Genomic DNA, 25544 nt, shown 5'->3' on the forward strand with positions numbered 1-25544 from the left:
GACATTCTTAGCCTTCCCACTCTACGAAATCCGTTGCCCGTGCGAAACATCTGCAGGCAAAGATCATCCGATCGGCGTACCGCAGATGGCGATCCCCCGCCACAATCAGGCGCGAACGTACAGGTGAGGCCCTGGCGAGCGGGGCTCAACTGTACGTTGGCGCGGTTGTGGTGCGGGTTTGCAGTGGTTTACAGGTCTAGGAGCCGGTCTCCGGGCCCTGCTTGCCGCCGGCCGCGAGGTAGTACGCGGCCGCCTTCTGCAGTTTCCGTTCCTTGCCGAGTTCCTTGGCAACCGCCTTCAGCATGGACGCGGCCTTCGCCTGCTCGGCCGCAATGTCCTGCTGGACAGCTGCCTGCCGGTGGACGGCGGACATCGCCTCGGCGAGCTGCACCTGCTGTTGGGCGAGCAGCTGCTGGGTTTCCAGGATCAGCGGAAGTACCTCCACCGAGGTGGCCTCCGGAGTGCGGCCAGTGCCGCTCTCACTGCTGCGCTGCCGCCGCAGTACCTCAACGAACTCGCGGTCTATGTCGTCGACATCGGCACTCGGCCCGGGTGCCGACGTCGTGCGTTCCGACATCGCACGTGCCGTCTCAGCCGGTGCGGTCACCGACGGCGCTGCGGCTGCTTCCCCGGTTTCCGATTCCGGCCGGATATCCACCGTGCGGCGGAGCGGCTTCTCCTTGATGAACAGGACGGACACGAGGGCGACCACACCGATGATGGCGGAGATCAGGAAGATCTGGGCCGTGGCGTCGCCGTACGCGGCGCGCATGATTTCGCGGATGGGTTCGGGCAGGTCCACGAGGTCCATGCTGGCTCCCGCGCCGTCGCCCTGCACGTGAATGTTGGCGGCGGCCAGGCCTTCGTTGGCGAGCTGCGTGACCCGGGAGCCCAGCACGGCGCCGAGGACAGACACGCCGATGGCGCCGCCGACGGAGCGGAAGAACGCAACCGAGGCGCTGGCGGTGCCGATGTCCGTGGCCTTGACCGTGTTCTGGACGGCGAGGACCAGGTTCTGCATCACCATGCCCAGGCCGAGGCCCAGGATCGCGGTGTAGACGCCGGTCAGCCACAGCTCGGTGGTGTGGTCCACGGTGCCGGCCAGGCCGAGCCCCACGATCAGCAGGGTGGAGCCTGCCACGAGGTAGCGCTTCCATTTACCGGTGCGGCTGATCAGCTGACCGGAAACCACTGAGCCGATGAGGTTGCCGGCGATCATCGGCAGGGTCAGCAGGCCCGCCTCGGTGGGCGTGGCGCCGCGGGCCACCTGGAAGTACTGGCCCAGGAAGGTCGACGAGCCGAACATGGCCACACCCACTGCCACCGACGCCAGGATGGCCAGGGCGGTGGTCCGCTCGGAGATGATCTTGAGCGGAATGATGGGCTGCTCCACCTTGGACTCAACCAGCACCAGAAGTGCCAGCAGCAGGACGCCGCCGCCCACCATCAGGCCTGACTGCCAGGACCACCAGTCGTAGTAGTCCGGGTTGCCGGCGAAGGACACCCAGATCAGGAGCAGGCTGACGCCGGAGGTCAGGAGGATGGAGCCGAGCCAGTCGATCTTGGCCGGGCGCTTGACGTGCGGGATCTTGAGGGTGATCTGGAGCAGGATGAGGGCGACGACGGCGAGCGGCACGCAGACGAAGAACGTCCAGCGCCAGCCGAGCGGGCTGTCCACGATGAACCCGCCCAGCAGCGGTCCGCCGGCAGTGCCCACGGCCATCACGCCGCCCATGTAGCCGGAGTACTTGCCGCGGTCCCGCGGCGGGATCATCGAGCCGATGATGGCCTGCGCCAGCGCGGTCAGGCCGCCCATGGCCACGCCCTGGATCACGCGGGCGGTCAGCAGCAGCGGGATGGTCTCGGACAGGCCGGCCATGACGGAGCCGGCCACAAACACCACGATGCTGAGCTGGACCAGCAGCTTTTTGTCGAAAAGGTCAGCGAGCTTGCCCCAGATGGGGGTGGTGGCGGCGTTGGCAAGCAGTGCTGCCGTGATGACCCAGGCGAAGTCCGTCTGGGTGCCCTTGAGCTCGGACATGATGGTGGGCAGTGCGTTCGCCACGATCGTGCTGCTCAGGATGGCGGTGAAAAAGGCGGCCAGGAGTCCGGTCAGGGCTTCCATGATCTGGCGGTGCGACATCGCCGGCTGCGGTTCCGGGGTTGGTCCGGAGCGTGGCAGGACCGGCGGGCTGGGCGGCCGTTCCGGCTGGCTGGTTAGTGATGCGGGGGCGGCGGCGTGGCTGGCCATAGATCTGCTCCTAGTGGTTCGTTGTGGTGGGTCCGGCCGCCTTTGCCCGGGCTGAATGTTTGAGGGATTCGGTGAGTTTTTTCAGGGTTTTTGCCGTGTCCTCGGCGTCCTCCTGGCTCCATTCACGGAGGTAGTCCTGCAGCGCCGCTGTGCGCTGTTCCTCGATGTGGCGGAGTTTCTCCGCGCCTTCGGCCGTCAGCGCAACCAACTGGGCGCGGCCGTCGTCGGGATCCTGCCGGCGGATGACGTACCCCTGTTCCTCCAGCTCCGCGATGTGGCGGCTGAGGACCGGGGCGCTGACGCCGAGGCGTTCGGCGAGCCGCGTGGCGCGGGTTTCCCCCTCCCCCACGAACCGGAGCACGCCCTGCAGCGCAACCCCTGTTTCCTGGCCGCGAAGGCTGGCCGCCGCGACGCATCGCACCGCGCGCTGGAGGTCGAAGATCTGGTAGACGAGGTCTGCCGCAGTATCCGGCGCAACTGACATGGCTCTGGACGCTCCTTGATTGTTTGCCTTAGGCAACTATATACCCAAAAGGTTGCTTTGGGAAACTAATATCGCCTCTTCCCCTTAAACCACAAAGCGCGAGCGTACAGTTGAGGTCCCAAATCCTCGGAAATGGGGCCTCAACTGTACGTTCGCGCTGGTGTGGGGCGGGTGGTCAGTCGTCCAGGTGGGTGGGGCCGAACATCTTGAGCAGGGTTTCGACGACGACGACGTTGGGTCCGTCGGCGGCGAAGCCCGCCTTGAGCGCGTCCCCGACGTCCTCGGGGGCCACCCGGGTGGCCGGCACACCGAACGAATCGGCGAGCTTGACGAAGTCCGGGCGGGCGAGCTCCGTGGCGGTGGCCTTGCCGAAGGCGCCCACCATGTATTCGCGCAGGATCCCGTAGCCACCGTCGTCCACGATCAGCCAGGTGACCGGGATGTTGTGCTGCCTGGCGGTGGCAAGCTCGGAGATGGAGTACATGGACGAACCGTCACCGGACACTGCGAGCACACGGCCGGGCTTGCCCACTGTTTCCAGCCCGACGGCGCCGCCGATTGCAGCCGGAAAGCCGTAGCCGAGGCCGCCGGCGCCCTGGGCGGAGTGGAACTGGCCCTGCCGGGCGTCCCAGCAGCTCCAGCCCCAATACGCGGAGATGGTCATGTCCCAGAACGTCTGCATGTCGGAGGGGACGGCTTCGCGGATGTCGGCCATGAACTTCAGCTCTTTGCCCAGATCCTGGGACTCGAGCCGGGCTTTGACCTTGGCGAGGGATTCTTTCACCACAGTCTCGGGGCTGACGCCGTGCCAACTGGCTGCGGCAGGCTCAACCACCAGGGCTTCGTCCAGGGCGGTGAGGGCCTGGCCCGCGTCGGCGCGGATGCCCAGGCCGGGACGGTTGGATTCGAGCACACGCGGTTCGGCATCGATCTGGATGATCCGGCCGCGGGGCTCAAAAGTGAAGTAGTTGGACGTGACCTCGCCCAGGGACGAGCCGATGACGATCAGGACGTCCGCGTCCTCCAGGACGTCGGTCATGTGGCGGTCCTCGATCCAGGACTGCAGCGACAGCTCATGGTTCCAGGGGAAGGCGCCGTTGCCGCCGGGGGTGCAGATCACGGGCGCCCGCAGCTTTTCGGCGATCGATAGCAGGGACTTTTCGGCCCGGCCCCGGCGGGTTCCGCCGCCGGCGATGATGGCGGGACGTTCCGCCGTCGACAGCCATTTCACCGCTTCCCGGACCAGCTCCACGCGGGGCGGGTTGTCCGCCGCTTCGGCGAGCGCGTCCTCCACCGGCGGGACCATGATGGGATCGAGCAGCACGTTCTGCGGGATTTCCAGCCAGACCGGTCCCTGCGGGGAGGAGATGGCCTCGGTCCAGGCATCCTGGATGGCAGAGGGGATGCCGGAGGCGTGCTGGATCAGGCGCTGGCTCTTGGTGACGTTCGCGGCCGAGGCCTTCTGGTCATCGAGCTGGTGCAGCATGCCCTTGCGGCGGGCACCCAGTCCTTCCAGCGGGATCTGGCTGGCCACCACCACCATGGGCACACCCGTGGCGTAGGCCTCCTGCAGCCCGGCGAGGGACGTCAGCGCGCCCGGCCCGGTGGACAGGAACAGCACGCCCACTTCGCCGGTGGCACGGGAATACCCGTCGGCGGCGAAGGCGCTGTTGTTCTCCACCCGGGAAGACACGAAGTGCAGGTTGCCTCGGCCCATGGCGTCGAAGAGTCCCAATGCGTGCTGGCCTGGTATGCCAAAGACCGTTTTGGCGCCCAACGCTTCGAGGGTCTCGACGACGAGGTCCCCGCCGTTGCGCACGTCGGTGCCCTTTGTCGGGGCTGCTGTGCCGGGATCGAAATCGATCACTGTTACTCCTTGATTCCGGCCGCGAAACCGGCGCGCTGGCGGACTTCCTGGCCGAGGGCCTGGGCGGCGTAACCGTTAGCTGCCCCAAAGCGGTCACCTTCAACAGCATTGTCCGCCATCAGGGTGACCAGTTCATAGGCCACGTGGCTGGCTGCCACGCCGGTGATCTCGGCGTGGTCGTAGGCGGGAGCAACCTCCACGACGTCGGCGCCCACCAGGTTCATGCCGCGGAAGCCGCGGATGATCTCCAGGAGCTCGCGGCTGGTGATGCCGCCGGCTTCGGGGGTTCCGGTGCCCGGGGCGTGGGCGGGGTCCAGGACGTCGATGTCGACGGAGATGTAGAGTGGGCGGTTGCCGATCCGGTCGCGGACCTTGGCCACCGTCTCGAGAACCCCCTGGTAGTAGACGTCGGCGGAGGTGACGATGCCGAACCCGAAGCGGTGGTCGTCGTCGAGGTCCTTCTTGCCGTAGAGCGGTCCGCGGGTGCCGATGTGGCTGATGGCCTCGGTGTCCAGGATGCCTTCTTCAACTGCCCGGCGGAACGGGGTGCCGTGCGTGTACTCGGCGCCGAAGTAGGTGTCCCAGGTGTCCAGGTGCGCGTCGAAGTGCAGCATGGCGATGGGGCCGCCCGCGCGTTCGGCCGCGGCGCGCAGCAGGGGAAGGGCGATGGTGTGGTCGCCGCCGAGGGTCACCAGTTTGCTGCCGGCGGAGGTGAGGTCAAGCGCGTTCTGCTGGACGGTTTCGATGGCCTCGTTGATGTTGAACGGGTTGACCGCCATGTCGCCGGCGTCGGCAACCTGGATGTTTTCGAACGGGCTGACGTCCCAGGCGGGGTTGTACGGGCGGAGCAGGCGGCTGGCCTCGCGGATGTGGTTGGAGCCGAAACGGGCACCCGGGCGGTAGGACACGCCGGAGTCGAAGGGCACGCCCACCACGGTCACGTCAGCCTTGGCCACCTGGTCCAGGCGCGGCAGTCGGGCATAGGTAGCAGCGCCCGCGTAACGCGGGATGCGGGATGAATCGATGGGGCCAAGGTTGCCGTTGGCTTCGATGCGCAGCTCTTTCACAGTGAGCCTCTCCTTCGAGGATTGATCGGCGGGTGTGACAGTCATCATACCCCGAAGTTTCCTAATGCGCATCAAGTGTTTACAAGTCACGCCGCACCGCGGACGCAACTAGGTAGCAGTAGATGTCGTTTTGACGGCTCAAAACGACATCTACTGCTACTTACTTGGGCTGGGGGCTACCGGCTCGCGGCGGGGACCAGCACCCAGAGAACTTCGACGGACTTGTCGGTGGGATTGACCCAGGTGTGGGGTTCGCGGCCGGGGAAGGTGACGGTGTCTCCGGTGTTGAGCTCGTATTCCTCATTGGTGAGGATCAGCTTGATGCTGCCCTTGATCACGTGCAGCACATCGACGTCGCAGTCCACGGCGTAGAGCTCGGACTCGCCGCGGCCGTGGGGTTCGATCACGGCCTGGATGATCTGGATGCGTCGTTCCGAGCGGGCCGTCAGCAGCCGCTCCACGATCCCTTCGCCGCCCAGCGAAATCCGGGGTCCGTCATTGCGCTTGGTCAGGTGTGTTTCCGGGGCCGCGAACAGGTCCCCGATGGAAATGGACAGGACCTGGCACAGGGTCACCAGCGAGGCGACCGAAGGCGAGGTCAGGTCGCGCTCCACCCGGCTAAGGAAGCCCTTGGTCAACCCGGTGGCGTCGGCAACCTGCTCGATGGTGAGCCGCTGGGACTGCCGGGCGGCACGGATTCGGGACCCGATGGCAACAGGAACGTTGCTCGGCTCTACTGGCAGTGCCTTCATTGTGCAGACCTTTCATGGCCGGCATCCCGGCCCCATCTCTGGAGCAATCCTAATGGCCACTCCCCCATGTGACGCCGCCACGCAACAGCCGGACGATGTGGCGACGGGCCCTTGACTGTTACCACGGTCACAGCATACGCTTTTAGGCAACAAGTGTTGCCTCCCATGCAATATCCGGGAAGGCAGTATCCGAGGATTCTCCTCATCCCCACCTCGTAAGAGCAGCGGAACACCGGCTCCCCAGCAACCTCCGGGTTCCAGCAACGCTGCACCTCAGCTCCAAGGAGCCCCCACATGGACGCTAACTTCGTCAACATCGCCATTGTGGTGGTGTACCTCATCGCAATGCTTGCATTCGGCTGGTGGGGCAAGTCCCGCACCAAGAACAACAGCGACTTCCTCGTGGCCGGCCGCCGACTGGGCCCGTTCCTCTACACAGGCACCATGGCCGCCGTTGTCCTGGGCGGTGCCTCCACCGTCGGTGGCGTTGGCCTCGGCTACAAGTTCGGCATCTCCGGCATGTGGCTGGTGGTGGCCATCGGCGCCGGCGTGCTGCTGCTGAGCCTCCTCTTCGCCGGCACCATCCAGAAGCTGAAGATCTACACGGTCTCCCAGATGCTCACCCTTCGCTACGGCAGCAAGGCAACGCAGACCTCGGGCATCGTGATGCTGGCGTACACACTGATGCTGTGCGCCACGTCAACCAGCGCCTACGCCACCATCTTTGTGGTCCTGTTCGGCTGGGACCGCTGGCTCGCCATCGCCATCGGCGGAGCCATCGTCCTGGTCTACTCCACCATCGGCGGCATGTGGTCCATCACCCTCGCGGACCAGGTGCAGTTCGTCATCAAGACCGTGGGCATCTTCGCCCTGATGCTCCCCTTCACCCTCAACGCAGCGGGTGGGCTCGACGGCATCCGCAGCCGCGTCGATGAAAGCTTCTTCCAGATGGACGGCATCGGCGTGCAGACCATCATCACCTACTTCGTGGTCTACACCCTGGGCCTGCTCATCGGCCAGGACATCTGGCAGCGCGTGTTTACCGCCAAGACCCCCGGCGTAGCACGCTGGGGCGGCGCCACTGCAGGCGTCTACTGCATCCTCTACGGCGTGGCCGGCGCACTGATCGGCATGGCCGCCAGCGTGGCATTGTCCGGCATGGACATCGCGGCGAAGGACGACGTCTACGCCGAGGTTGCCCAGACGATCCTCCCCGTGGGCATCGGCGGCCTGGTGCTCGCCGCAGCCGTCGCCGCCATGATGTCCACTGCCTCCGGCGCCCTGATCGCCGCCGCCACCGTGGCCCGCGCCGACGTCCTGCCGTTTGTTGCCAGCTGGTTCGGCAAGGACATCAACACCGACGACACCGACAACCCCGAGCACGACGTCAAGGCCAACCGCATGTGGGTCCTGGCCCTCGGCATCGTGGCCATCCTGATCGCGATCATCACCAAGGATGTGGTGGCCGCCCTGACCATCGCGTACGACATCCTGGTGGGCGGGCTCCTGGTCGCCATCCTCGGCGGCCTGGTCTGGAAGCGCGGCACCGGCATCGCGGCCGCAGCCTCCATGGCCGTGGGCTCGGTGGTCACGCTCGGCACCATGATCGTGCTGGAAATCAACGCCAAGGCCCCGCTGGACGGCGTCTTCGCCAACGAGCCGATCTACTTCGGCCTCATCAGCTCAGCCGTGGTTTACGTGGCCGTCTCGCTGCTCACCAAGCCCACTGACCCGCAGGTCATGCGCAACTGGGTACGGCGCGTAGCCGGACAGGACAACGAGGAAGCTCCGGTGGGCGCCCCCGCGCCGTAGATCCCGGCAGGCTCGATCACCGCGTAAAGCACGACGGCGGCGCCTCCTTTCGCCCATCAGCGAACCGGAGGTGCCGCCGTCGTCCGTCCTACTCGGTTTCGCGGAACTCGTCGGGATCCAGCGGCACCACGCGCTCCTCGGCGTCGACCACTGCATGGACCGGCGGGACGACCGCTTCCTCAGCGTCCAGGAATTCGTCCTCGGTATCCCAGTCGTTCTCGTCAACGGGCGCATTCTCGGCGTAGTCATAGGCGGGATCGGCTTCTACGGAATCAAGGTGCGGCATGTCCGGGTGCTGTCCGGTGGTGTTCATTGTGCAACCTCCGTTTGTTCGCCACTGACGTGCTCTTTCGGCCGGGCGCTGGCGGACGCCACACTTTCATCACAGCACCGCGGGCAGTCCGGGTCAAGGGTCCGCTGGCTGGCGCGCAGGGGGTATGCGGAACCGGCAATATTAAGGGAACCCGAAACTCCGGAGTAAGGTTCGCCAGCCGAAAATCCGCGGGATTCCGCGGTAAGCTGGTCGTTGCAATGGGGCCGAACCATGCCCTATCAAGCTCAGGAGCCTCTGTGTCCCAGCACGCCAGTCCCGGCCAGCACCGCGCCGCCCGGCCCGATTCCGCCCGGTCAGAATCGAACCCCGCGCTCCAGCCGCCAAACACCGACCCCACCGCCGCGGACATCCGCCGCTGGCGCCAGTACCTGGCCGACGAACGGGCCGAGGCCGCCGTCTACCGGGACCTCGCACAGAACCGGCAGGGCGAAGAACGCGACATCCTGCTGGCCCTGGCCGAAGCAGAAGGACGGCACGAGGCGCACTGGCTCCGGCTCCTGGGCGAGCACGCCGAGAAATCCCGCCAGGCGTCGCTGCGCAGCCAGCTGCTGGGCTTCCTGGCCCGCCATTTCGGCTCGGTCTTTGTCCTGGCACTGGCCCAACGCGCAGAAGGCCGCTCCCCCTACGCCAAGGATCCTTCCGCCACGCCCGCCATGGCAGCCGACGAACAGATCCATGAGGAAGTTGTCCGCGGCCTGGCAACCCGGGGCCGGAACAGGCTTGCCGGGACATTCCGCGCCGCCGTGTTCGGGGCCAACGACGGCCTGGTCAGCAACCTGTCCCTGGTCATGGGCATGGCAGCGTCCGGCGTGGCCAGCAGCGTGGTGCTCCTGAGCGGCATCGCAGGCCTGCTGGCCGGTGCGCTGTCGATGGGTGCCGGCGAGTTCGTCTCGGTGCGCTCCCAGCGTGAGCTCCTCGCAGCCACCAGGCCCACCCAGATCACGCTTGCCGCCGCGCCCAAGCTGGATATCGAACACAACGAACTGCTGCTCGTCTACCTGGCGCGTGGCATGTCCCACGAAGCTGCCGAGCACCGGGTGGCAGAACGCATGGGCCTGCTCTCCTGCGACTGCGATCCCAGCCTTTCCCTGCAGCCCGAACTCCCCGAAGCGGAGGACCAGCACGAAGCCGTGGGGACCGCCTGGGGGGCTTCATTGTCCAGCTTCTGCTTCTTTGCCTCCGGCGCGATCGTGCCCATTCTTCCCTTCCTGTTCGGCATGACCGGCGTGGCCGCGCTGGTGGTGGCCGGCGTCCTGGTGGGCATGGCGCTGCTGTTGACAGGCGGCGTCGTTGGCCTGCTGTCCGGCACCTCGCCGCTGACGAGGGGCCTGCGCCAGCTGGCCATCGGGCTGGGCGCCGCGGCCGTGACGTATGTGCTGGGCCTGGCCTTCGGCACCGTGGTGGGTTAGTGGACAACCTTCCCCAGGACCGCCCGCCAGGCAGCGGACGGCGTTCAGCGGGGCGTTCCCTCCGGAACATCCTGCTGGGGATCACCGCCGGTACCACTGTCCTGGTGGTCGGCGGTGTGCTGTACGGCGGTTCGCGCTTTGGGGAGCTGCTCGATATCCGCCTCGGTCCCGGCGCTGTCCAACCCGGGGAAGCGGGAGGCGTCCGGCCTGCCGCCGAGGGCCGGCCCGAGGCTCCGCCGCCCGGGCTCGAAGAGGCGGACGAGCCCCTGGGGACGCCGGAGCCGCCACCGTACGCCAGCGATTCCTACCAGTTCCTGGCCACCAACGACGACGGCACGCCTGTTGGGTATTCACCGTGCCGGCCGCTTCACTACGTCGTGAACGCGGACCTGGTCCCCGCCGGCGCGCAGGACCTCATCCCCGAGGCGATCGACACCATCTCCCAGGCGACCGGGATCCGATTCATTTACGACGGCGCCACCGCCGAACAGCCTTCCGCGCAGCGTGCTCCCTACCAGCCGGATTCGTACGGCGACCGCTGGGCGCCTTTGCTGGTTTCCTGGACGACTCCGGAGGTTGCCCCGCAGCTCAAGGGCAAAGTAATCGGCACCGGCGGAAGCACGCATTTCAGCTACGATGACGGCCCCAAGACTTTCGTCACCGGCAGCCTTGAGCTGGACTCGCCGCAGATCACCGAAGAACTGGAGCAGCCGGACGGCAAGCTGTACGCCACGGCCGTCATCCTGCACGAGCTTGGCCACGTGATGGGGCTCGAACATGTGGATGACCATCGGCAGCTGATGTATCCGGAGATCGGCACCCCGGAAGGCCTCGCGGCCGGCGACCTCAACGGCCTCTACGAACTGGCCGGCGCCCTCTGCCGGAAGGACCTGTAGGCCGCCGCAACAGCAGGCGGTGCCTTTGGCTACCCGCCGATCACGGCGAGCGCCTCCTCCACGGTGTCCACCAGGAAGATCCGGTCCTCCATCGGCCGTCCCGCCGCGAGCCGCTGGAGCATGGGCCAGGCCGGATACTCCTGCTGCCAGTACCGGCTGCCCACCAGGACCATCGGAGTGACGGCAACGCGTGCGCTGTAATAGTTTTCGCACGCGTCCTGGAACATCTCCTGCACCGTCCCGGCCGCCCCGGGCAGGAAAACAATGCCGCCGCTGCAGACTTCCAGCAGGATCGCCTCGCGTACGGCGTTGGCAAAGTATTTGGCGATGTGCGTGGCAAAGTAGTTCGGCGGCTCATGCCCGTAGAACCAGGTGGGGATTCCCAGCGACGGCGTTCCGTCAGGAAAACGTTCGACGACGGCGGCCGCCGCCCGCGCCCACGCGGACACGGAAGGGCGGAAGCCGGGCACGGCCCCCAGTGAAGCCAGTGCCGCCTGGAAGTCCTGCTCGGGAATGCGGCTGAGGTAGGCACCGAGGTTGGCCGCTTCCATGGCACCGGGACCTCCGCCGGTGGCCACCATCCGCCCGCTGCCGGCCAGCACCCGGCCCAGCGCAGCGGCCTGGGCGAACTCCGGGGTGCCGCGTTGGGCGTTGTGCCCTCCCATCACGCCCACCACAGTGAGTGCCTCACGGGCATCGGAGCGGACCAGCTCGTCGAGGGCGTCTCCGATGGCGTGGTCGTGCAGCGCCGAAGCAAGCGTGGCGTCCAGCCGGTGCCGTTGCCCGGGGCGGATGCTCCACTGGTAGACGAGGGCATCAGGCAGTTCCTCGTACGGGGCATGGTCCAGCCCGGCGTAAAGCTCCTGCGGCGTATACAGCCTGGCCCGGTAGGGATCGAAGGGCACACCCTCAAGCCGGGGGAAGATCAGGGCGCCGCGGCGCCGCAGGCCATCTTCAACACCGGGGTCGAAGGTGCAGCCGAGGAAGATGGCACCTTCAACGTCGAGGCTCTCCAGCGCCGCCGTCCTGCCGCGCAGATCCAGTGACTGGGCGTGCCAGCCGTGCATGGCCGTGGCGCCGGCCGCCACCAGCCTGTCGAAGCTGGCCAGGCTCTCGACTTCCAGGGTCCGGGGGCTGGGGCGCACACTGCCGGAGGGGTTCACGCCGCGTGTCCTAGCGTGCCAGGAGTGGGTTGCTCATCGGCCCAGCTTAACCGCTGCGGGCCATCGCTTCGCCGCAGCGCCGGTCCTTGGCGGCCCGAAAACGGCCTGCTATTATCGTCACAAAGGCAGTATGTCCTATCAATCGAACATAGGCTGACATTCGCGGTTCCGGCAGAACCGGCATCCGCGGACCACAAGGGAGCGCTCAATGGCGAATCAACTAAACCTCAGCATCGACCGCTCTTCGCCGGTGCCCCTCTACCACCAGGTGGTGCAGGGCATTGAGTCGGCCATCCACACCGGCCTCCTCCCTCCCGGCAGCCGGCTGGACAACGAGATCGACCTGGCCGCCCAGCTCAACCTGTCCCGGCCCACCATGCGCAAGGCCATGGATGAGCTGGTGCGCTCCGGCCTGCTGGTTCGCAAGCGCGGCGTGGGAACCCAGGTGGTTTCCAGCCAGGTACGCAGGCCGCTGGAACTCTCCAGCCTCTTCGACGACCTCAGCAACAACGGCAGCAAGCCCACCACCGACGTCCTCAGCTTCTCCCACATCGAAGCGGACGAGGCCACCCGCGAAGCCCTCCAGCTGCCCGCCGGCGCCAAGGTCTACCACTTCACCCGGCTGCGCAAGGTGGGCGGCAAACCGCTGGCCCTGATGGAGAACTGGGTGCGCGACGACATCACCTCCATCGACGAGGCCCAGCTCAGCGCGCAGGGCCTGTACGGCATCCTGCGCAACGGCGGTGTGAACTTCCGGCTTGCCTCGCAGCGCATCGGGGCCATGGTGGCCAACGACTACCAGGCTCCGCTGCTGGAGGCCGAACCGGGTTCGGCGCTGGTGACCATGGAACGCACCGCCGTGGACGACACCGGCCGCAACGTGGAAACCGGGCACCACGTCTACCGCGCCGACTCCTACAGTTTCGAAATGACCCTCGTCCAGCGATAACGCCGGACCTCAGCGCGCTGCGCGCTGCCACCAAGCCAGCGTGGATGCTGCAATCACGCCACTGCTGTGCCCTCAACGAAAGAGCAAAATCTATGGCCAACTGGGTATATCCGCTGGGTTCCGCCGCCGACGGCAGCTGGGACGTGTCCCTGGGAACATCCGACTCGGCACTGACGGTGGACGGCTGGGCCCACACGGGGCTGAAGGTCGCGACGCTCGCGGCCGGTGCCGCCGTCGAACTTCCCGCAGCGGGCGAGGAGCGCATTGTTGTTCCGCTGAGCGGATCCTTCACGGCCGCCGTCGACGGTGCGGACTTCCGGCTGGCCGGCCGGGCCAGCGTCTTCAACGGTCCCAGCGACGTGCTCTACACGGGCACACAGAGGGCTCTCACCATCAGCTCGGCCGACGGCGGCAGGGTCGCCATTGCGACCGCCCCGGCGAAGACTTCCTACCCCACCCGGCTGGTGACCGCCGCGGAAACCCCGGTGGAGCTCCGCGGCGCCGGGAACTGCTCCCGCCAGGTGCACAACTTCGGCACCCCGGCTGCCCTGGAGGCAGACCGCTTTATCGTCTGCGAGGTCATCACGCCGGCAGGCAACTGGTCCTCCTACCCGCCGCACAAGCATGATGAGGAGAAGGACGGCGAGACCAGCCTCGAGGAGATCTACTACTTCGAGACCCGGGTTGCGCCCGGCGGACCGGCTGCACCTGCCAGCGAAGGCGTGCACGGCGACGCCATCGGCTACCAGCGTGTTTATGCCTCAGACGAGCGGCCCATCGACGTCTCCGCGGAAGTCCGCACCGGCGACGTCGTCCTGGTCCCTTACGGCTGGCACGGCCCCGCCATGGCCGCCCCGGGCTACGACCTGTACTACCTGAATGTCATGGCCGGCCCCGGTCCGGTCCGCGACTGGCTCATCAGCGACGACCCGCACCACGGCTGGATCCGCCAGACCTGGGAGGGCCAGGACGTGGACCCGCGGCTGCCCTTCGGAGCCTAAGCAGCACAGCAGATGCCCCTCACCGCATGCGGTGAGGGGCATCAGTTGTCTTCGGATAAAGTCAGCTCGCCACTTTCAGGGCCACGCGGACCGGGACGCCTGTCGCCAGGGACTCCTGGGCTGCATCCGCCACCCGGGCAGCCGCTACCGCATCTTCCGGCGTGCAGGGATTCTCCCGGCGGCCGAGGATCAGTTCCACAAAGGCTGCCATCTCGGAACGGTAGGCAGCGTCGAACCTTTCGGCGAAGGTCAGATGCGGCTCCCCCGCGGGGAATCCGATGCCGGCTTCGGCCGAAGCCACCGCGGTTTTGTCATCCAGCCCCACCATCAGCGAGCCGCGGGACCCTTGGATCTCCAGCCGGACGTCGTGGCCCGCCCCGTTGTAGCGGGTTGCGGAGACGGTACCGACAGTCCCGTCGTCGAACGTCACCAGGGCCAGGGCGGTGTCCACGTCCCCGGCCGCGCCGATGGCCGGGTCCCCGTTGTTGGAGCCCTTCGCGTACACCTCGACGATCTCCTGGCCGGTCAGCCAGCGGAGGATGTCGAAATCGTGGACCGAGCAGTCCCGGAACAGGCCGCCGGAGCTGGCCAGGAACTCCACCGGCGGCGGCGCCATGTCGCACGTGACCGCCCGGAGTGAATGGATCCAGCCCAGCTCCCCGGCCTGGTAGGCCCGCCGGGCCTCCAGGTAGCCGGCGTCGAAGCGGCGCTGGTGGCCGATCTGCACCACGCCCTGCCGGTCCCGGATGTACTCCAGCACCGGCAGGGCGTCCGCCACGTCCAAAGCCACCGGCTTTTCGCAGAAGACCGGGATTCCGGCGTCAACCCCCGCCTTGATCAGCTCGGGGTGCGTGCCGGTACCGGTCGCAATCACCAGCCCGTCCAGTCCGGAGGCGAGGAGCGCCTCCACCGTCGGGAGGAACTCGGCCCCGAGGCCGGCCGCGACGTTCCTGGCGTGCTCTTCTGCAACGTCGGTCAGGCGGAGCCGGACGTTGATGCCTTCCGGATTGAGCACCCCGTTGAGGGCGGCAATGTTGTTCGCGTGCATCACGCCGATCCGCCCGACTCCAACGAGTCCCAGGATGACGTCCTTCATCGTTTCTCCTCCGCATAAACGGTGAAGGCTGCGCGGAAGGCGTCCAGGGCTGCGTCGCTGTCGTCCCTCGCCCAGGCTTCCATGCCAACCGTTCCCTCATAGCCGGCTTCCGCGAGCGCCTTGGCGACGGCCGCGTAGTTGATTTCCCCGGTCCCGGGTTCGCACCGGCCCGGGACGTCGGCCACCTGGATCTCCCCGATGTAGGGCAGCGCCGTCCGCACCAGTTCGATGAGGTTACCCTCGCCGATTTGCGCGTGGTACAGATCCAGCATCAGCTTCGCGTTGGGGTGCCCGGCGGCCTCCACCAGGGTCAGGGTGTCCTTGGCGCGCGCCAGCGGGATGCCGGGGTGGTCAAGGACGGTGTTGAGGTTCTCCAGGCAGAACGTGACGCCGTGTTTTTCCCCCAGCTTGCCGAGACGTTCCAGGGTCCGCGCCCCAGTGCTCCACATCGTGCCGGTGGATCGGTAGACCGGGCGTGCTGCGTGGCCGTCGATCAGTTCGGCCGGGTGCACCACCATGCGGCCGACCCCGAGTTCCAGTGCGGTGGGGATCAGCGATTCGGCGGTGCGCACCACGTCATCGGCGGTATCGGGGTCCACCAGGCTGCCCGAGGTGTAGCCCGTCATGGAGGAAAACACCGCCCCGGTGGCCTTGAGCGCACTGATGTCCTTGGTCCGCGAATCCCAGAGCTCGACGTCGAAGCCGGACTCGTGGATCCGGCGCACCCGTTCCACAAACGGAAGGTCCGTGAAGACCATCTCCGCGCAGACTGCCAGGCGCATCAGACGGCTGCCGTCTCGTTGACCGCAACCGGGGCTCCGCGCTGGACCGATTCGATGCATGCCAGCGCCATGGCCAGCGCACGGCGGGCATCGGCGGCACCCGGAGTGAGGGTGAAGCCGGACGACGACGGCGGCATGCCGTCGCGCCGGGCACGCACCGCACCGGCGAAGTCGGCGAGTTCGTCCGTGTAGGCCTGGCGGAACAGTTCCACGTTGAGCCGCGGGGTGTCGGCGGACAGGCCGTCCGCCGTGTAGCGGCGGGCCGCCGTTTCCGTGGCGCGGCCGGCCTGGACCATGCCTTTGGAACCGAACACTTCGCCGCGGATGTCATATCCGTACAGGGCGCTGAAGTTTGCCTCCGCCACGGCCACTGCGCCGTTGCTGTAGCGGATGGTCACCACTGCGGTGTCCAGGAACCCCGCCTCACGCAGGGAGGGCTCCACGAGCGCGTCCGCCACGGCGTACACCTCCACGGGCTCGGCGCCTTCGTTGAACCAGTTGAGGGTGTCGAAGTCGTGGATCAGGGTCTCCAGGAAAATCGTCCAGGCGGGGACCCTGGCAGCGTTCGGGATGCTTCCGGTACCGGGGTCACGGGTCAGGGACCGCAGGAGCTGCGGTGTCCCCGCGATCCCTGCGGCGAGGTCCTTCTTGGCGGCCTGGAAGTCGTCGGCGTACCGTCGGTTGAAGCCGACCTGGAAGTGCACGCCGGCCTCTTCCACCGCTGCGAGGGCGGCGTCGAGTTCGTCGAGGCCCTGCCCGGCGGGCTTCTCGCAGAAGACGTGCTTGCCGGCGGCAGCAGCCTGGGCGATCAGCGACGAATGGAACCGTACCGGGCTGGCGATGATGACGGCGTCGATCTCCGGATCCGCCAGGATGTCTTCGGCGTTTGCAGTCACTTTGGCGGTGCCGAGTGTTGTGGCGAGGCTCTGAGCCGATTCCACGTTGGGGTCGGCGATGGCTGCCAGGACGGCGCCCGGGACGCGGCGGGCGATGCTGTCCGCGTGGAACGCACCCATCCACCCGGAGCCGATGAGCCCGATCCGGACGGGTGCCGGTCCTGCCGCGGGGTTCTGGTTGATGTAAGCCAATGGCTGGTCCTTTCGGAGTTAGTTGTAGGCCTTGCCGGTGGTTTGCGCCACGTCTGCCACTTCGTTCTGAACTTCCTTGACCACGTCGCCGTGGCCGCCGAGCTGTTCGAGTTCGTGGGCGAGTTCGGCCAGTTCCGCACCGCCGGCCATCTGCGCGGTGAGCTCTTCGAGCGTGATGTCCTTCTTCTCGTAGTAACCGATCGATTTGCCGCGCTTGAGCAGCAGGAACCGGTCACCCACGGGGAAGGCGTGGTGCGGGTTGTGGGTGATGAAGATGACGCCCAGGCCGCGGTCGCGGGCCTGCAGGATGTAGCGCAGGACCACGCCTGACTGCTTCACGCCGAGGGCCGCCGTCGGCTCGTCCAGGATCAGGACCTTCGCGCCGAAGTAGACGGCGCGGGCGATCGCGACACACTGGCGTTCACCGCCGGAGAGCTGCCCGATGGGCTGCTCCACGTCCCGCAGGTCGATACCCATCTCGGCGAGTTCCTTCTTGGTGATGTCCTTCATCTTCTGGACATCCAGGCTCTTGAACGGGCCGAAGCCGGAGGTCAGTTCCGAGCCGAGGAAGAAGTTCCGCCAGATGGGCATCAGCGGCACCACGGCGAGGTCCTGGTAGACGGTGGCGATGCCGGCGTCGAGGGCGTCGCGCGGGGAGCCGAACTTCCGCTCCTCCCCCATGATCTTCAGGACGCCGTCGTCGTGCTGGTGCAGGCCGGCGATGATCTTGATCAGGGTGGATTTGCCCGCGCCGTTGTCGCCCAGGACGCAGGTGACCCTGCCGTTGTCCACGGCCATGGTCACGTCGCTCAGTGCCAGGATGTTGCCGTAGTTCTTGCCCACCTTGTCCAGCGAGAGCAGGTGCACCGGCGTGTGCGTCAGTGGATCGGTTTCATTCTGCAGCAGGGTTGCTTGGTCGATCTGCTTGGCATTCATTTTCTCCGGGCCCCTTTACTTGAGCTCTGCTCGGCGCTTGACGATCAGGTTGACGATGGTGGCCAGCAGCAGCATCAGGCCCAGGAAGAACTTGAACCAGTCCGGGTTCCACTGGGCGTAGACGATGCCCTTGTTGGCCATGCCGAAGATGAAGGCGCCAATGGCCCCGCCCACAGCCGAGCCGTAGCCGCCGGTGAGGAGGCAGCCGCCGATCACCGCGGCGATGATGTAGAGGAACTCGTTGCCCACGCCTTCACCGGACTGCACGGTGTCGAAGGCGAAGAGGTTGTGCATGCCGAGGATCCAGCCGCAGAAGCCGACGCCCATAAACAACCCGATCTTGGTGGCCTTGACCGGCACACCCACGGCGCGGGCCGCGTTCTCGTCCCCGCCGACGGCGAAGATCCAGTTCCCCACGCGGGTCCGCATCAGCACCCAGGTGGCGACGGCGACGAGCGCGATCCAGATGAACACGGTGATCTTGACGTCGATGCCTGCGATGTTCACCGAGGATGCGAAGACGCCGCGGGCGGTGTCGAAGCCGTCCATGGTGGAGATCGACGGCGATGAGACGGAGCCTCCGATCAGACGTGTGAGGCCCAGGTTCAGGCCGGTGAGCATCAGGAATGAGGCCAGGGTGACGATGAAGCTGGGCAGCTTGGTCTTCATCAGGATCCAGCCGTTGATGAACCCGATGGCCAGGGACACGAGCAAAGCCAGGATGACCCCCACCCAGACATTCGTGCTGAAGTACCAGCTGAACATCGATGCTGTCAGCGCCGAGGAGATGACGGCGACGCCGGTGGAAAGGTCGAATTCTCCGCCGATCATCAGCAGCGAGACCCCTACTGCCATGATCCCGATCGTGGAGCTGCCGTACAGCACTGTCGCCAGGGCATTGGGCTGGGTAAACGTTGAGGAAACCACAGCGAAAAAGATGAAGAGGACGATGGCGCCCACGAGGGCCCCCACCTCGGGCCGGCCGAGGAGCTGCTGCAACGGACTGCGTTTGGCCACGCGTTCATCGGTGGCAGGTGATTTGGTTCTGGTCTGGGTGATGGTCATGATGATTCTCCTTGCTGCCGGGCCGGCGTTGGCCGGCCCGGCCAGCGGGCTGTTAGCGGATACCCTGTTCGGCGAACTTCAGGACTTCGGCGGCGTTGGACTGGTCGACGATGGCCGGACCGGTCAGGACCGACTGGCCGCCGCCGAGCTTGAACCCGCCGCGCTTGTTCTGCCACAGCGCATCCACGGCGCCGTAGCCCTGCAGCCATGGCTGCTGGTCCACGGTGAACAGCACACTTCCGTCGGAAACCTTCTGGGCGAGTTCCTTGTTCAGGTCGAAGCTGGCAACCTTCGCCGAACTTCCGGCGGTGGCCACTGACTTCAGGAGCGTCAGGGTAATGGGAGCGCCCAGGCCGATGATGACATCAGCGTCCTTGGATGCCTGCAGCTTCGCGGTGGCCGTCGATTCGACCGACGTCATGTCCGCTCCGTTGACATACAGAATTTCCGTGCCGGGTACCTTGGACTTCACACCGGCACAGCGGGCTTCGAGGCCCACATGCCCCTGCGCCTGGATCACGCAGACCGGGTGCTTGTAGCCACCCGCCGCGAGCTTTGTTCCCACGGCCTGGCCGGCGAGCTGCTCGTTGGACCCGAAGTGCGTGAATGCCCCGAGCTGCGCGGAGACCGATTCGCCGGCATTGAAGCTGACGATGGGGATTCCCGCATCAGAGGCTTTCTTCAGTGCATCCTTCAGAGCATCGGGCGTGGCCAGGGTAACGGCGATGCCGTCCACCTTCTGGTCGATCGCCTGCTCGATCAGCTGCGCCTGCCGGCCGGCCTCCGGATCGGAGGTGTACAGCAGTTCAACGTTGTCCTTCGCTGCCGCTTCCTCTGCGCCCTTGCGGACGGTGTCCCAGAACGTGTCGCCGGCGGGGGCGTGGGCGATCAGGGCGATCTTCATCCGCTCCGTGGTGGCCACTTGGCCACCGCCGGCGCCTGTTCCGGTTTCCGGGGTCCGGCCTCCGGTGCTTGAGCATGCGCTGAGCGCCAGCATGGGTACTACAGCCGCGGTCAGGGCCGCTTTACGCCAGGAAAAATGTGCCACCTATATCTCCTTTGATCGCAGGGTCCGGGCTGCCACTCTGCAGCCTCCGGAGCACTGTCTACCTCGATCATGGTGATTCAGTTCACTAATGTCAATAGTTTGTCCTGACATTAGGATGTTTTAACCTGAGTGGCTTCCGTGTGATACAAAAATGCCGGGAGCGATGGCGGTGCCATCGCTCCCGGCGTTGGGCCCGGAATCCTGCCGGGAGTGGTGTTTAGCGGTGGAAACTGGTGGCAACCGCCGCGGGTTCGGCGCTGACATGCACGACGGCGGCGGGAGCCGGCGCATCCGGCGTCGCCTCGCCTGCCTGGTGCCGCTTGTCAGTGGCCGCAGCGAAGGCCATCACCCCGAGGCCAAGCAGGGTGATGCCGGCGCCGGCCCAGATGGGCGAGGTATAGCCAAGGCCGGCGGTGATGGTCACGCCGCCGAGCCAGGCGCCGAGGGCATTGCCGACGTTGAAGGCGCCGATATTGGCGCCGGAGGCCAGGGTGGGCGCGCTGGCCGCATACTTCATGACGCGCATCTGCATGCCCGGGACGGCAGCGAAGCCGAAGCCGCCCATCAGGATGATGGCGGCGATCGTGAGGGGCTGGTTGCCGGCAGTCAGGGCGAACGCCACGAGGACCACCACCAGCACGGCGAGGACCACCAGGAGGGTGCGGTCAACATTGCGGTCCGCCGCCTTGCCGCCCACGGTGTTGCCGATGAAGAGTCCAATGCCGAAGAGGATCAGGATCCAGGGCACAGTGGCGGACGCAAAGCCGGTGACTTCGGTGAGGGTGAAGGCGATGTACGTGAAGGCGCCGAACATGCCGCCGTAGCCGAGGATGGTGACGAGGATGGAAAGCCAGACCTGGCCGGAGCGGAAGGCGCCCAGCTCACGCCGCAGGCCGCCTGAAGCAGCGTCGCCGCGGCCGGTCCTGGGCACCAGCGCCAGGATGCCGGCCAGGGCGAGGACGCCGATGCCGGTGATGGCCCAGAAGGTGGAGCGCCACCCGGCCGCCTGGCCCAGCATGGTGCCGAACGGGACGCCGAGGACGTTGGCGGCAGTCAGCCCGGTGAACATGATCGCGATGGCGCCGGCCTTTTTGGTGGGTGCCACCATGCCCGCGGCCACTACGGCGCCGATACCGAAAAACGCACCGTGGGCCAGCGCGGCAACGATCCGGCCGATCATCATCACCGCGTAGTCCGGGGCGGCGGCCGAGATCAGGTTGCCGGCCACAAAGAGCACCAGCAGGACGGCGAGCACGGGCTTGCGCTCGAAGCGCGTCACGGCCGCAGTGAGCAGCAGCGCGCCGACGACGACGGCGAGGGCGTAGCCGGAGATCAGCCAGCCGGCCGTGGCCTCGCCGACATTGAAGTCGGCGGCCACTTCGGGCAGCAGGCCCATGATCACGAACTCGGTGAGTCCGATCCCAAACCCGCCAAGGGCGAGGGCTAGGAGGCCAAGAGGCATGGGAGTGCTCCTTCAAAAACTGTACGGAAGGGAATAGAGCGCGTAAGCTAGTAGTTGCAGACGCGTTATTTATTGTTGCACAAGCAGATACCGCGCGCAAGCAACTATTATTTGGTGTGCCCTGATTCACGTTCCGGGGACAAGACTTTGAAGGGATTGCAGATGGGCATCAAGGATGACGCCGTCGAAGTCCGGGCCCAGGGCTGGCGGACGCTGGCGGCCTTGCACGGCCTGATCGAATCGGAGCTGGAACGCTCGCTGCAGGCCGAAGCGAAGCTGTCAGTTGTTGAGTACACAGTGCTCGACGCGCTCAGCCGACAGGACGGCTGGCACATGCGCATGCAGCAGCTGGCCCGGGCTACCGCACTCAGCGCCAGTGCCACCACCCGCCTGGTCAACAGGCTGGAGGACCGCGGGCTGCTCACCCGCATCCTGTGCGCCGACGACCGGCGCGGAATCTATACCGAGCTCACGGCCGGCGGCATCAGCCTGCTGGAGGAGGCACGCCCTGCCCACGATGCCACGCTGGAGCGGACCCTCGCCCAGGCCCAGGAAGTGCCCGAGCTGGCCCCGCTGGTCGACGCGCTCCCCCGCCTGCACTCGCACGCCTGAGCAGTCAACGCACAAGCCCCGCCGGGGGCGCGGAAACGCGCCCCCGGCGGGGCTTTTTCTTTGGGTGGCCTAGGCTACGGCCGCGTTCTTGAAGTAGTGCTCAAGGTCTTCGAGGCTCTTGTCCTTGGTTTCCGGCACCACGCGCTTTACCCAGACGATGGCCGCCAGCTGGATGGCCACGAAGATGAAGAACGTGGCAGACACCCCGATCCAGGCCACCATCTGCGGGAAGAAGAAGCCGATCAGGAAGTTGATCATCCACAGCACGAACACGCAGATGCCCATCCCGATTCCACGCACGTGCATCGGGAAGATTTCCGACAGGGTCAGCCAGGTGACGGTGCCGATGCAGGACTGCATGGATGCCAGGAAGGTGACCATAAAGAGCAGCACGAGGTAGCCGCGGAGTGTGCCCTCTGGGACCACCATCGATATGAGGCCGATGGCGAGCAGCGAGGACGAGGTTCCCGCCAGGCCCACGATCAACATGGGCTTGCGGCGGACGCGGGTCATCAGGGACATGCCCACGATGACCGCCACCACCGACGTGACACCGTTGACGACGTTCGCAAGCAGGGCACCCTGGTCCCCGAAGCCGGAACTGGAGAGTATCGACGTGCCGTAGTACATGATGGCGTTGACGCCGCTGATCTGGTTGATGATGGCCATCCCGAGGCCCACCACGAAGATCCGCCGGATCCAGGGAACTGTAAGGTCCTTGAACGTGCCCATTTTGGATTGGTAGTCTTCGCGGGCTGCCTGCCGGACGTCGTCGAACTCCGAGGAGATCTCGGCCGATGCCCGGGTCTTGCGCAGCACGTCAAGCACTTCGCCGAAGCGGCCTGCCGAGGCGAGCCAGCGCGGGCTTTCGGGCAGGACAAGCATCCCGAACCAGAGCACCACCGCGGGCAGTGTTGCGATGACCAGCATCCACCGCCACACACCGGACGCCTCCGGGAAGGTGTTGCCCAGGACAGCGTTGAACGTGAACGCCAGGAATTGCCCTGTAACGATCATGAGCTCGTTCTGTGTGACGATCCGCCCGCGTTGGGCCGCCGGCGACATTTCCGCCAGGTACACGGGCACGATCACCGACGCCCCGCCCACGGCAAGGCCGAGGACGGTCCTGGCCACAACGAGCAGTTCCGTTGTGGGTGCGAAGGAGCAGGCGATCGTGGAGAGGGCGAAGATCAGGGCGAGCGCCATGATGGTCCGTCGCCTGCCGAAACGGTCCGAGAGCCGGCCGGCCGTGATGGCGCCAAACGCCGCACCAAAAAGCAGGGTCGAGGTGACCAGGCCTTCGGTCAGCGGCGTCAGCCCGAGGTCTCGCTGCATAAAGGGCAGGGCGCCGTTGATCACGCCGGTGTCGTAGCCGAACAGCAGTCCGCCGAAAGTGGAGAACAGGGCCACCCGCCGCATGAACTTCTTGGGATTGCCGGCAGGTGCGGCTGGGCCTGCCAAGGACTGGGATGAAGAACTCGAAAGCGTGTTTTCTGTGTGCTTCATAGGGCGGCCCGCTACCGTGCTTTGGCGATGTAGTTGTTCATCGTGTCCAGCTGGTAGCGGGAGATTTCTTCGGCATTATCGTCTTCGGCAAACACGCTGGAGACCATCACGGTGTCGTCGCGGTCCAGGAAGCCGATCTCCTGCAGTCCGCCGAAGAATTCCTCCCAGTTGACGTCGCCGTCGCCTATTTTCAGGTGCTGGTGCACGCGCACGGGGTTGCCCGGCGGGTTGGTGATGTACCGCAGGCCGTGCGAGGCATGGTGGTCCATGGTGTCGGCGACGTGGACCAGGCGGAGCTTGTCCCCCGCGGCGCGCATGATGTCCAGCGGCGCGTTCTTCATGTGGAAACTGTGCGACGCGACGTAGACCAGGCCAACGTTCTTCGAGTTCAGGCCCCGGATCACCCGGATGGCAGCCAGGCCCTCCTCCACGAAGTCGTCCGGGTGCGGGTCGATCAGGAGGTCGATGCCTTCACGTTCGATGATGGGCAGCAGTTCTTCCATGGACCGGTAGAAGGCGCGCTCTGATTCTTCGGCCTTTTCCGGGCGGCCGCTGAATTCGGTGTTCATCGTCTGGACGCCGAGGTCCACGGTGATCTGGATGGCGCGCTTCCAGTAGCGGACGGCGGCTTCCCGGGCGTCCTCGTCCGGCCCGGACCAGCGCAGGACCGGCAGGACAGAGGCGATCTCAATCCCCGCGTCCCGGCAGGCCTTCTTCAGCTGGCCCACAAGCCCGTCGTCGGCCTTGGGGTGGTTGTAGAACGGGATGAAGTCGGCGTGCGGGGTCATCTGCATGTACTTGTAGCCGAGGTCCGCCACCACCTTCGGGAATTCGAGCAGGCTGTGCGAGTGGTGGAACGGGGTGGGATCAAGTGCGATTTTCACGTGGAACACTCCATTGTGGATCAGTCAGAAAAGGGCGGGCGGGCTAGCTGTAGAGGGCAGGCTTGGAGTTCAGCTTCACGGCGACCTTTTCGCCGTTCTTCTGGGCCTCAACGCCGGCTTCGCAGCACGCCGCGGTGGCGTACCCGTCCCAGGCGGTGGGGCCGCCGATCTCGCCACGGACCGCAGCATCCACCCACGACTGGATTTCGACGTCGTACGCCGCGCCGAAACGCTCCTCAAAGCCCGGGGTGACGTTGCCGCCCCAGCGGCCGGCGGTGCGGGTGTACGGCCCCTTGTCCCCGCCGATGCTGACGACGCCTTCCTCGAAGGACGCCTGGGTGCCGACCTCGTAGCCGTACTTGGCGTTAACGAAGATCTCGACGTCGGCCAGGACACCGGACTCGGTTTCCAGCAGGACGTGCTGGGGATCATGCTGGCCGGCGGGCGCGTTCTTCGTCGCCTTGCCCAGGCGCACCTGGACGGACGTGATTTCCTCCCCGGTGAAGAAACGGATGGCATCGAACTCGTGCACCACCGAATCGTTGATCAGCATCTCGTTGGTGAAGCCGGGCGGGGTGGTGGGGTTGCGGTGCTGGTGGTGCAGCATCAGCAGCTCGCCAAGCCCGCCGTTGCGGATGATGTCGCCCAAGGCGGCGTATTCGGCGTCGAACCGGCGCATAAAACCAACCTGGATGCGCTTGCGGCCCAGCTTCTCTTCAGCCTGGACAATCTTCCACGACGACTCGGCATCCGGGGTCAGCGGCTTTTCGCAGAGGATGGGGATGTCCTTGGCGATTGCCTTGAGCAGGATGTCCTCGTGCAGGAAGCCCGGCGTGGCGATGAGGACGGCGTTGACGTCTCCGTTGTTCAGCGCCTCCTCGGCGTCGGACAGTGCCACCGCGCCCGGAATGCCTTCGATGGCTGCCTGGGCGCGGACCAGGTCAACGTCGACGACGGCGGCCACTTCAGCGCCGTTGATGCGCTTGTGGAGGCGCTGGATGTGGTCCGCGCCCATGCGGCCGGCGCCGATGACGGCGACGCGAAGGGTTTCAGTCATTGTTTCGTTCCTTACGTTTCGGT

The 25544-nt window shown here is 66.3% G+C and carries 23 protein-coding genes; 6 read left to right on the forward strand and 17 right to left on the reverse strand.

The genetic code is table 11. The features are described 5' to 3' along the window. Nucleotides 1-196: 196 nt before the first annotated feature. The 5 genes from EYS21_RS15415 to EYS21_RS15435 form a co-directional block, all read right to left on the reverse strand. The gene (locus tag EYS21_RS15415; RefSeq protein ID WP_242633454.1) at nucleotides 197-2143 is read right to left on the reverse strand and encodes an MDR family MFS transporter; all 1947 of its coding nucleotides are present in this window, start codon (nucleotides 2141-2143) and stop codon (nucleotides 197-199) included. Nucleotides 2144-2261: 118 nt separating this feature from the next. Continuing rightward, on the reverse strand, nucleotides 2262-2735 hold the full coding sequence (locus EYS21_RS15420; RefSeq protein ID WP_131134090.1) for a MarR family transcriptional regulator: 474 nt from the start codon (nucleotides 2733-2735) through the stop codon (nucleotides 2262-2264). Between the two features lie 175 nt (nucleotides 2736-2910). Continuing rightward, entirely contained in the window at nucleotides 2911-4602 is a 1692-nt protein-coding gene (locus EYS21_RS15425) for a thiamine pyrophosphate-binding protein (RefSeq protein ID WP_131134091.1), read from the reverse strand. 2 nt (nucleotides 4603-4604) lie between these two features. Next, the gene (gene speB, locus EYS21_RS15430; RefSeq protein WP_131134092.1) at nucleotides 4605-5669 is read right to left on the reverse strand and encodes an agmatinase; all 1065 of its coding nucleotides are present in this window, start codon (nucleotides 5667-5669) and stop codon (nucleotides 4605-4607) included. A gap of 176 nt (nucleotides 5670-5845) precedes the next feature. Next, entirely contained in the window at nucleotides 5846-6421 is a 576-nt protein-coding gene (locus tag EYS21_RS15435; protein ID WP_131134093.1) for a cupin domain-containing protein, read from the reverse strand. 294 nt (nucleotides 6422-6715) lie between these two features. On the opposite strand from EYS21_RS15435, the gene EYS21_RS15440 reads away from it, so the two are divergent. Next, nucleotides 6716-8233, forward strand: a complete 1518-nt coding sequence (locus tag EYS21_RS15440; protein ID WP_131134094.1) for a sodium:solute symporter — start codon at nucleotides 6716-6718, stop codon at nucleotides 8231-8233. A gap of 88 nt (nucleotides 8234-8321) precedes the next feature. Here EYS21_RS15440 and EYS21_RS15445 read toward each other — a convergent pair whose 3' ends face one another. After that, on the reverse strand, nucleotides 8322-8546 hold the full coding sequence (locus EYS21_RS15445; RefSeq protein ID WP_131134095.1) for a hypothetical protein: 225 nt from the start codon (nucleotides 8544-8546) through the stop codon (nucleotides 8322-8324). 257 nt (nucleotides 8547-8803) lie between these two features. On the opposite strand from EYS21_RS15445, the gene EYS21_RS15450 reads away from it, so the two are divergent. Then, nucleotides 8804-9976: a VIT1/CCC1 transporter family protein gene (locus EYS21_RS15450; RefSeq protein ID WP_131134096.1), complete on the forward strand. Its 1173-nt coding sequence runs from the start codon at nucleotides 8804-8806 to the stop codon at nucleotides 9974-9976. Then, nucleotides 9976-10872: a matrixin family metalloprotease gene (locus EYS21_RS15455; protein ID WP_242633450.1), complete on the forward strand. Its 897-nt coding sequence runs from the start codon at nucleotides 9976-9978 to the stop codon at nucleotides 10870-10872. Before EYS21_RS15450 ends, EYS21_RS15455 begins: the two co-directional genes overlap by 1 nt. A gap of 29 nt (nucleotides 10873-10901) precedes the next feature. Here the strand turns inward: EYS21_RS15455 and EYS21_RS15460 are convergent, their stop codons facing one another. After that, nucleotides 10902-12035, reverse strand: a complete 1134-nt coding sequence (locus EYS21_RS15460) for an LOG family protein (RefSeq protein ID WP_131134097.1) — start codon at nucleotides 12033-12035, stop codon at nucleotides 10902-10904. Between the two features lie 208 nt (nucleotides 12036-12243). Here EYS21_RS15460 and EYS21_RS15465 point away from each other — a divergent pair, with 208 nt between their 5' ends. Continuing rightward, a complete protein-coding gene (locus tag EYS21_RS15465) occupies nucleotides 12244-12984 on the forward strand; it encodes a GntR family transcriptional regulator (RefSeq protein WP_131134098.1) in 741 nt (246 codons plus the stop codon). A 92-nt stretch (nucleotides 12985-13076) separates the two neighbouring features. Continuing rightward, the gene (iolB, locus tag EYS21_RS15470) at nucleotides 13077-13985 is read left to right on the forward strand and encodes a 5-deoxy-glucuronate isomerase (RefSeq protein WP_131134099.1); all 909 of its coding nucleotides are present in this window, start codon (nucleotides 13077-13079) and stop codon (nucleotides 13983-13985) included. Nucleotides 13986-14046: 61 nt separating this feature from the next. Here the strand turns inward: iolB and EYS21_RS15475 are convergent, their stop codons facing one another. The 7 genes from EYS21_RS15475 to EYS21_RS15505 form a co-directional block, all read right to left on the reverse strand. Further along, entirely contained in the window at nucleotides 14047-15081 is a 1035-nt protein-coding gene (locus tag EYS21_RS15475) for a Gfo/Idh/MocA family oxidoreductase (protein ID WP_131134100.1), read from the reverse strand. Further along, nucleotides 15078-15863 (reverse strand): TIM barrel protein, encoded by a 786-nt coding sequence (locus EYS21_RS15480; RefSeq protein WP_131134101.1) that lies wholly within the window; start codon nucleotides 15861-15863, stop codon nucleotides 15078-15080. The genes EYS21_RS15475 and EYS21_RS15480 overlap by 4 nt, the downstream gene beginning before the upstream one ends. Beyond that, entirely contained in the window at nucleotides 15863-16951 is a 1089-nt protein-coding gene (locus EYS21_RS15485; protein ID WP_131134102.1) for a Gfo/Idh/MocA family oxidoreductase, read from the reverse strand. Before EYS21_RS15485 ends, EYS21_RS15480 begins: the two co-directional genes overlap by 1 nt. Before the next feature lie 18 nt (nucleotides 16952-16969). After that, a complete protein-coding gene (locus tag EYS21_RS15490) occupies nucleotides 16970-17887 on the reverse strand; it encodes an ATP-binding cassette domain-containing protein (RefSeq protein ID WP_131134103.1) in 918 nt (305 codons plus the stop codon). A gap of 15 nt (nucleotides 17888-17902) precedes the next feature. Then, nucleotides 17903-18952, reverse strand: a complete 1050-nt coding sequence (locus EYS21_RS15495; protein WP_131134104.1) for an ABC transporter permease — start codon at nucleotides 18950-18952, stop codon at nucleotides 17903-17905. A 52-nt stretch (nucleotides 18953-19004) separates the two neighbouring features. Continuing rightward, a complete protein-coding gene (locus EYS21_RS15500) occupies nucleotides 19005-20000 on the reverse strand; it encodes a substrate-binding domain-containing protein (RefSeq protein ID WP_131134105.1) in 996 nt (331 codons plus the stop codon). A 217-nt stretch (nucleotides 20001-20217) separates the two neighbouring features. Beyond that, complete coding sequence (locus tag EYS21_RS15505; RefSeq protein ID WP_131134106.1) at nucleotides 20218-21462, reverse strand: MFS transporter; 1245 nt, start codon at nucleotides 21460-21462, stop codon at nucleotides 20218-20220. Nucleotides 21463-21624: 162 nt separating this feature from the next. Here EYS21_RS15505 and EYS21_RS15510 point away from each other — a divergent pair, with 162 nt between their 5' ends. Continuing rightward, nucleotides 21625-22074, forward strand: a complete 450-nt coding sequence (locus tag EYS21_RS15510; protein ID WP_131134107.1) for a MarR family transcriptional regulator — start codon at nucleotides 21625-21627, stop codon at nucleotides 22072-22074. Between the two features lie 69 nt (nucleotides 22075-22143). On the opposite strand, the gene EYS21_RS15515 is transcribed toward EYS21_RS15510, so the two are convergent. From EYS21_RS15515 to EYS21_RS15525, 3 genes are read right to left on the reverse strand one after another with little or no spacing between them, the layout of a single operon-like run. Beyond that, nucleotides 22144-23580 (reverse strand): sugar porter family MFS transporter, encoded by a 1437-nt coding sequence (locus EYS21_RS15515; protein ID WP_131134108.1) that lies wholly within the window; start codon nucleotides 23578-23580, stop codon nucleotides 22144-22146. Between the two features lie 11 nt (nucleotides 23581-23591). After that, on the reverse strand, nucleotides 23592-24464 hold the full coding sequence (locus EYS21_RS15520; RefSeq protein ID WP_131134109.1) for a sugar phosphate isomerase/epimerase family protein: 873 nt from the start codon (nucleotides 24462-24464) through the stop codon (nucleotides 23592-23594). A gap of 43 nt (nucleotides 24465-24507) precedes the next feature. Continuing rightward, nucleotides 24508-25521, reverse strand: a complete 1014-nt coding sequence (locus tag EYS21_RS15525; RefSeq protein ID WP_131134110.1) for a Gfo/Idh/MocA family oxidoreductase — start codon at nucleotides 25519-25521, stop codon at nucleotides 24508-24510. Nucleotides 25522-25544 lie beyond the last annotated feature (23 nt).

Origin of the sequence: Arthrobacter sp. S39 (assembly GCF_004320525.1) — a bacterium.
Taxonomy (GTDB): Bacteria; Actinomycetota; Actinomycetes; order Actinomycetales; family Micrococcaceae; genus Arthrobacter.

Excerpts from the sequence above, each read along its gene's own strand:
- EYS21_RS15525 (WP_131134110.1), bottom strand. The coding sequence starts at position 25,521 with ATGACTGAAACCCTTCGCGTCGCCGTCATCGGCGCCGGCCGCATGGGC.
- EYS21_RS15490 (WP_131134103.1), bottom strand. The coding sequence starts at position 17,887 with ATGAATGCCAAGCAGATCGACCAAGCAACCCTGCTGCAGAATGAAACC.
- EYS21_RS15465 (WP_131134098.1), top strand. The coding sequence starts at position 12,244 with ATGGCGAATCAACTAAACCTCAGCATCGACCGCTCTTCGCCGGTGCCC.
- EYS21_RS15480 (WP_131134101.1), bottom strand. The coding sequence starts at position 15,863 with ATGCGCCTGGCAGTCTGCGCGGAGATGGTCTTCACGGACCTTCCGTTT.
- EYS21_RS15415 (WP_242633454.1), bottom strand. The coding sequence starts at position 2,143 with ATGTCGCACCGCCAGATCATGGAAGCCCTGACCGGACTCCTGGCCGCC.
- EYS21_RS15420 (WP_131134090.1), bottom strand. The coding sequence starts at position 2,735 with ATGTCAGTTGCGCCGGATACTGCGGCAGACCTCGTCTACCAGATCTTC.
- EYS21_RS15505 (WP_131134106.1), bottom strand. The coding sequence starts at position 21,462 with ATGCCTCTTGGCCTCCTAGCCCTCGCCCTTGGCGGGTTTGGGATCGGA.
- EYS21_RS15510 (WP_131134107.1), top strand. The coding sequence starts at position 21,625 with ATGGGCATCAAGGATGACGCCGTCGAAGTCCGGGCCCAGGGCTGGCGG.
- iolB (WP_131134099.1), top strand. The coding sequence starts at position 13,077 with ATGGCCAACTGGGTATATCCGCTGGGTTCCGCCGCCGACGGCAGCTGG.
- EYS21_RS15445 (WP_131134095.1), bottom strand. The coding sequence starts at position 8,546 with ATGAACACCACCGGACAGCACCCGGACATGCCGCACCTTGATTCCGTA.
- EYS21_RS15475 (WP_131134100.1), bottom strand. The coding sequence starts at position 15,081 with ATGAAGGACGTCATCCTGGGACTCGTTGGAGTCGGGCGGATCGGCGTG.
- EYS21_RS15440 (WP_131134094.1), top strand. The coding sequence starts at position 6,716 with ATGGACGCTAACTTCGTCAACATCGCCATTGTGGTGGTGTACCTCATC.
- EYS21_RS15515 (WP_131134108.1), bottom strand. The coding sequence starts at position 23,580 with ATGAAGCACACAGAAAACACGCTTTCGAGTTCTTCATCCCAGTCCTTG.
- EYS21_RS15435 (WP_131134093.1), bottom strand. The coding sequence starts at position 6,421 with ATGAAGGCACTGCCAGTAGAGCCGAGCAACGTTCCTGTTGCCATCGGG.
- EYS21_RS15495 (WP_131134104.1), bottom strand. The coding sequence starts at position 18,952 with ATGACCATCACCCAGACCAGAACCAAATCACCTGCCACCGATGAACGC.